Annotated in this window: 7 protein-coding genes; 5 read left to right on the top strand and 2 right to left on the bottom strand. The window is 65.4% G+C overall.

The genetic code is table 11. The annotated features are described in order from the left end of the window. Positions 1–79: 79 nt before the first annotated feature. The 5 genes from Q0L57_RS05060 to Q0L57_RS05040 all read left to right on the top strand — a co-directional run bounded on the left by Q0L57_RS05060 (position 80) and on the right by Q0L57_RS05040 (position 4,696). Complete coding sequence (locus Q0L57_RS05060) at positions 80–502, top strand: hypothetical protein (protein ID WP_296738953.1); 423 nt, start codon at positions 80–82, stop codon at positions 500–502. Positions 503–510: 8 nt separating this feature from the next. After that, positions 511–807 (top strand): sarcosine oxidase subunit delta, encoded by a 297-nt coding sequence (locus Q0L57_RS05055; protein ID WP_296738950.1) that lies wholly within the window; start codon positions 511–513, stop codon positions 805–807. Then, entirely contained in the window at positions 804–3,812 is a 3,009-nt protein-coding gene (locus tag Q0L57_RS05050; RefSeq protein WP_296738948.1) for a sarcosine oxidase subunit alpha, read from the top strand. The genes Q0L57_RS05055 and Q0L57_RS05050 overlap by 4 nt, the downstream gene beginning before the upstream one ends. Next, positions 3,805–4,386 (top strand): sarcosine oxidase subunit gamma, encoded by a 582-nt coding sequence (locus Q0L57_RS05045; protein WP_296738946.1) that lies wholly within the window; start codon positions 3,805–3,807, stop codon positions 4,384–4,386. Before Q0L57_RS05050 ends, Q0L57_RS05045 begins: the two co-directional genes overlap by 8 nt. Positions 4,387–4,471: 85 nt before the next feature. Beyond that, positions 4,472–4,696 (top strand): hypothetical protein, encoded by a 225-nt coding sequence (locus tag Q0L57_RS05040; protein WP_296738943.1) that lies wholly within the window; start codon positions 4,472–4,474, stop codon positions 4,694–4,696. 93 nt (positions 4,697–4,789) lie between these two features. On the opposite strand, the gene Q0L57_RS05035 is transcribed toward Q0L57_RS05040, so the two are convergent. Beyond that, complete coding sequence (locus Q0L57_RS05035) at positions 4,790–5,035, bottom strand: DUF680 domain-containing protein (protein ID WP_296738940.1); 246 nt, start codon at positions 5,033–5,035, stop codon at positions 4,790–4,792. 172 nt (positions 5,036–5,207) lie between these two features. Then, positions 5,208–5,398, bottom strand: a 191-nt coding sequence (locus Q0L57_RS05030) for a TetR-like C-terminal domain-containing protein (RefSeq protein WP_296738938.1), incomplete at its 5' end; no start/stop codon positions are given.

Raw genomic sequence — 5,398 nt, 5'->3', positions numbered from 1 at the left:
TCAACGCGCCCTTCACGCTCGAGCGCTTCCGCACCGGCCGTCTCATCGACGAAGCAGCGGCGGCGGCGGTGGCGCACTGATGATGGCCGAAGTAGCCGTCGCTGTGCCGCTGGTGCTGGCCGGCGAGCAGGGGCCGTTTCACATCCCCTCGGCACGCGAGGTGCGGATTCAGGCGATCAGCCGCGAGGATAACGAGACGGCCTGGCCGTTCTCGGTCGACGACGGCTTGCTCACCTGTGTGTGGAGCGGCGGCCGCAAGGTGGTGATGTTCTTCGAGAAAAGACCGAAGGACCTGGCCGAAAGCGAGCCCTTTCATCCACGCGGCGTCATCGTCACCACCGACCCGCTGCAGCTCACGCTCGGCAATATGGCGAACCGCGCGCTGTTCAAGCCGGCGGCCAGCGTCGAGGAACGTATGCGGCTCGTGGCGCCCTTCGCGGCGCTTGGCGAAAGACTTTGCGATCAACCGGCCGGCGCCCATGTCGGCCATGGCGAACTGTAGGACCGAAAATGCTTCTCATCCGCTGCCCCTATTGCGAGGAAGAGCGCCCGGAGCTCGAGTTCCGCAATGCCGGCGAGGCGCATATCGCGCGCTCGGGCAACATTGCGACCGAGAGCGACGACGATTTCGAGAAATTCTTCTTCATCCGTTCGAACACGAAGGGCGTGATCTATGAGCGCTGGCGGCATATCCACGGCTGCGCGCGCTTCTTCAACGCCGTGCGCGACACCGTCACCGACAAGTTCGTCATGACCTACAAGGCCGGCGAGCCGAAGCCCGCGAAGCTGCCTGGAGCCTCGAAATGAACGCCCCGTTCCGCATCTCGGGCGCTGGGCGCCTCAGCCAGGTCAGGACCGCGTCGTTCAGCTTCGACGGACAGTCCTACAGCGGCATCGAGGGCGACACGCTTGCCTCGGCGCTGCTTGCTAACGGCGTCCATCTGGTCGGCCGCTCCTTCAAATACCACCGTCCGCGCGGCTTTCTCTCGGCCGGCGCGGAGGAGCCTAATGCGCTTGTGCAGATCGTGCGCGACGATGCGCGCAAGACGCCCAATGTGCGGGCAACCGTGCAGGAACTCTATGACGGGCTCACCGCCAATTCACAGAACCGCTGGCCGTCGCTCGCCTTCGACGTCGGCGCGGTCAACGACATCGCCTCGCCGATGTTCTCGGCCGGCTTCTACTACAAGACCTTCATGTGGCCGAAATGGGCCTGGAAGGATCTTTACGAGCCCAAGATCCGCGCCGCGGCCGGCCTCGGCGTGTCTCCCGAAAAGCCGGATCCGGACCACTACGCCGCGCGCTACGCGCATTGCGAGGTGCTGGTGCTGGGCGGTGGCGCCGCCGGCATCGCCGCGGCGCTTGCGGCTGCTGAAACGGGCGTGCGGGTGATCCTCGCCGATGAGCAGGCCGATTTCGGCGGCAGCCTGCGTTTCGAGAGCGGCGCCAAGATCGACGGCCTCAGCGGCTTTGCCTGGGCGCAGGCGGCGATCGCCAAGCTGAAGGCGATGGACAATGTCCGCGTGCTCTCGCGCGCCACGGCGTTCGGCTACTATGCGCAGAACTTCGTCGGCCTGGTCGAGCGGGTCAGCGATCATCTGAAGAGCCCCGGCAAGGAACTGGCGCGCGAAAGGCTGTGGCAGATCCGCGCCAGCCGGGTCGTGATCGCGACAGGCGCCATCGAGCGCCACATGGTGTTCGCCAACAACGACCGGCCGGGCATCATGCTCGCTTCGGCCGCGCGCGCTTATCTCAATCACTATGGCGTCGCGGTGGGCAAGAATGTCGGCGTCTACACGGCCAACGATTCCGCCTATGCGGCCGCGATCGACCTCAAGAAGGCAGGCGTCAATATCGCAGCGATCGTCGACCTGCGCGACAACCCGTCCGGCCCTGTGATCGACGAGGCGAGGGCTCTCGGCATCGAGATCAATTTCGGCCGTGCGGTGGTCAGCGCCGGCGGCAAGCTGCGCGTTTCCTCGATGACCGTGCAGCCGAAGAATGGCGGCGGCGAGCGAACCATTCCTGTCGACGCCATCCTGATGTCGGCCGGCTGGACGCCGTCGGTGCATCTCTTCTCGCAATCGCGCGGGAAGGTCGCCTTCAACGAGGAGACGAAGCGCTTCGTGCCGGGCACCTATGCGCAGGACTGCGTGTCGGTCGGCGCGTGCAACGGCACCGACGGGCTGTCGGCAACCGTCGATGAGGCCTATGCGGCCGGCGCCAAGGCGGCGAAGGAGGCCGGCGGCAAGGATTCCAGTGCCAAGACGGGCAAGGGCGCCAAGCCGAAGGTCGATGCCGGCGAGAGCTGGTCGCGCGGCATGCTGGGCGCCGCCCCCGGCGCCGGGCCGGACACCACGGTCAAGGCCTTCGTCGATTTCCAGAACGACGTCACCGCCAAGGATATCCGCCAGGCGGTGCATGAGGGCATGCATTCGATCGAGCATGTCAAGCGCTTCACCACCAACGGCATGGCGACGGACCAGGGCAAGACGTCCAACATGCATGGCCTGGCGATCGCCGCCGAGACGCTCGGCAAACCGATCCCGCAGGTCGGCCTTACCACCTTCCGCGCGCCCTACACGCCGGTGACCTTCGGTTCCATCGTCGGCCACGCGCGCGGCGCTTTGTTCGATCCGACCCGGCGGACGGCCACACATGGCTGGGCCGCGTCGCACGGCGCGGTGTTCGAGGATGTCGGCCACTGGAAGCGCGCCTGGTATTTCCCGAAGGCCGGTGAGGACATGCACAAGGCGGTCGACCGCGAATGCGTCACCGTGCGCAAGGTCGGCGGCCTCTTCGACGCCTCGACACTCGGCAAGATCGAGGTGGTTGGGCCGGACGCGGCGAAGTTCATGGAGTTGCTCTACACCAACCCGTGGGAGAAGCTCGAGACCGGCCGCTGCCGCTACGGCATCATGCTGCGCGAGGACGGCTTCATCTATGACGACGGCGTCGTCGGCAGGCTGGCGCCGGACCGCTTCCATGTGACGACGACGACCGGCGGCGCGCCGCGCGTCATGAACCACATGGAGGATTACCTCCAGACGGAGTTCCCGCATCTCAATGTCTGGCTGACCTCGATCACCGAGCAGTGGGCGGTCATTGCCGTGCAGGGACCGAAGTCGCGCGACATCATCGCGCCGCTGGTCGAAGGCATCGACATGTCGGACGAGGCGATGCCGCATATGTCGGTGCGCGAGGGCAAGATCTGCGGCGTGCCGACGAGGCTGTTCCGCATGTCGTTCACCGGCGAGCGCGGCTTCGAGGTCAACGTGCCGGCCGACTATGGCGAAGCCGTGTGGGAGGCCCTGTGGGCCGAGGGCCAGAAGCATGGCGCGACGGCCTATGGCACCGAGGCGATGCACGTGCTGCGCGCTGAAAAGGGCTACATCATCGTCGGCCAGGATACCGACGGCACGGTGACGCCGAACGATGCCGGGCTCGATTGGGCGGTGGGCAAGAAGAAGACCGACTTCGTCGGCATTCGCGGCCTGACCCGGCCAGACCTCGTCGCCAAGGGGCGCAAGCAGCTCGTCGGCCTCAAGACCAAGGATCCGAAGGTCGTTCTGGAGGAGGGCGCGCAGATCGTCGACGATCCGAAGCAGCCGATCCCGATGAAGATGATCGGCCACGTCACCTCCAGCTACTGGTCGGAAAATTGCGGGCGTTCGATCGCGCTTGCACTGGTCGCCGGCGGCCGCGACCGGATGGGCCAGACGCTCTACGTGCCGATGCCGAACGGCACGATCGAGGTGGAGGTCACCGGCATGGTGTTCGTCGACGAGAAGGGAGAACGCCTCAATGGCTAAGGCTGCCGCCAAGACAACCCCCCCTGCTTCGCCCTCGGCCGAACGGCGCCCGGCACTTGCGGGCCGCACGCTGTCGGCGCCCGGGGTCAAGGTCGAAATGCTGCCGCCGGCCGAGCGCGTCTCGTTGCGCGCGCCGCGGGGGTCGCTCGCCGAGCTTTCCAAGGCGCTCGGCGTGACACTGCCGGAGAAGCCGAAAACCTCGGCCAGCAAGGGCGGACGCATAGCGATGTGGCTCGGACCGGATGAGTGGATGATCATCGACGAGGCTGGCAACGATCCGCTGGCGGATTGCGCCAAGGTCACGGTGCTGCATTCGGCCGTCGGCATCTCGCATCGCAATGTTGCGATCGCTGTCACGGGTCCGGCGGCTGCCGCGACGGTCAATTCGGGTTGCCCGCAGGATCTGTCGCAGGATGCATTCCCGGTCGGAGCAGCCTCGCGCACCATCCTCGGAAAGTCTGAAATCCTGCTGTTGCGCACCGCGGCAGACACCTTCCGGGTGGAATGCTGGCGTTCCTTCTCGGACTATGTCTTTACTTTGCTGTCGGAAGCGGCGGGCGACGCGGCGAACTGAGGCTGACTGCCGCCGCTGGCCAAAGGGAGCGGCAGGAACCATCGCTGGGTCTGTTCCGTTCCGCGACACGCAAGGGAGGATCCTGATGCCATCCAAGTCCGCGCCCAAGTCGCCGAAGAAGACGGCGGCCGTCCGCTCGCTGGAGCAGGAAAGGCATCACGAGGCCGAGGAGGAGGAACTCGAGGAAGGTCTCGAGGACACGTTCCCCGCCAGCGATCCGGTGTCGATCACCGGCACGGCCATTCCCGGCGCTCCCGCAAAGCCCGGCAAGGCCAAGACCGTGCCAGGCAGGAAGCCGCGCAAGAAATAGCGCGTCCGGCAGATTGCTTCGGACTATCGGAGTTCAATACAAACGAAAACGGGCGGCCTGAGCCGCCCGTTTTCGTCTTCAATTCCGCCGCGCTCAGAGCGCGCCGGGCACAAACCACGGGTTCACGTCGATGCCGAGCCGCGGGCCCTTGCCGTTGGTCGTCTGCGTCTTGTTGGCGTCCGCCTTTTCGAGCGAGCCGGTCGCGGTGCAGTCCACCGTCACATTGGCGTTGGTCTGGACGCATGCCGCCGGTGCGTGCTTCGCCGCCTGGTTCGCACCTGCAAAAGCGGCGCCCGAGAAAGCCAATACGGTTGCGATAGCGAGGATCGTCTTTTTCATCTTCCGTCTCCAATTCGTTTTCGTACATGTACGATACGGCGTACATATACGGTTAACGGATGCTGAACGCAAGAGGGATTTTGTACATGTACGACAATTTTTCTTGAACGCAGGAATTCGCCCCCGCGGCTCAATCGAACCAGCAAGCCGGCAGACGTTCGAGAACAGCTAGTCAGCAGTTAGTCGGTGTTTCGGTGAGCGGAGGAACGTCCCGCGCCGACAACGACGCCAGCGTGAAGTCGCACATGCGCTTCACATAGGCCTGGGGGTCGCCGAACGGATAAAAGGGGAAGGTGATCAGCAACGAGATCGTGCCGTGGCCGACGGTCCACAGCATGGTGGCGATGGCGCGCGGGTCGCCCT

Source organism: Mesorhizobium sp. (genome assembly GCF_024509055.1).
Taxonomy (GTDB): domain Bacteria; phylum Pseudomonadota; class Alphaproteobacteria; order Rhizobiales; family Rhizobiaceae; genus Mesorhizobium.
This window is presented reverse-complemented; position numbering and strand designations above follow the sequence as displayed.

What these genes read in the sequence shown, in the direction of transcription:
- Q0L57_RS05035 (WP_296738940.1), bottom strand. Translation starts at nt 5,035, where the DNA reads ATGAAAAAGACGATCCTCGCTATCGCAACCGTATTGGCTTTCTCGGGC.
- Q0L57_RS05060 (WP_296738953.1), top strand. Translation starts at nt 80, where the DNA reads ATGATGGCCGAAGTAGCCGTCGCTGTGCCGCTGGTGCTGGCCGGCGAG.
- Q0L57_RS05045 (WP_296738946.1), top strand. Translation starts at nt 3,805, where the DNA reads ATGGCTAAGGCTGCCGCCAAGACAACCCCCCCTGCTTCGCCCTCGGCC.
- Q0L57_RS05050 (WP_296738948.1), top strand. Translation starts at nt 804, where the DNA reads ATGAACGCCCCGTTCCGCATCTCGGGCGCTGGGCGCCTCAGCCAGGTC.
- Q0L57_RS05055 (WP_296738950.1), top strand. Translation starts at nt 511, where the DNA reads ATGCTTCTCATCCGCTGCCCCTATTGCGAGGAAGAGCGCCCGGAGCTC.
- Q0L57_RS05040 (WP_296738943.1), top strand. Translation starts at nt 4,472, where the DNA reads ATGCCATCCAAGTCCGCGCCCAAGTCGCCGAAGAAGACGGCGGCCGTC.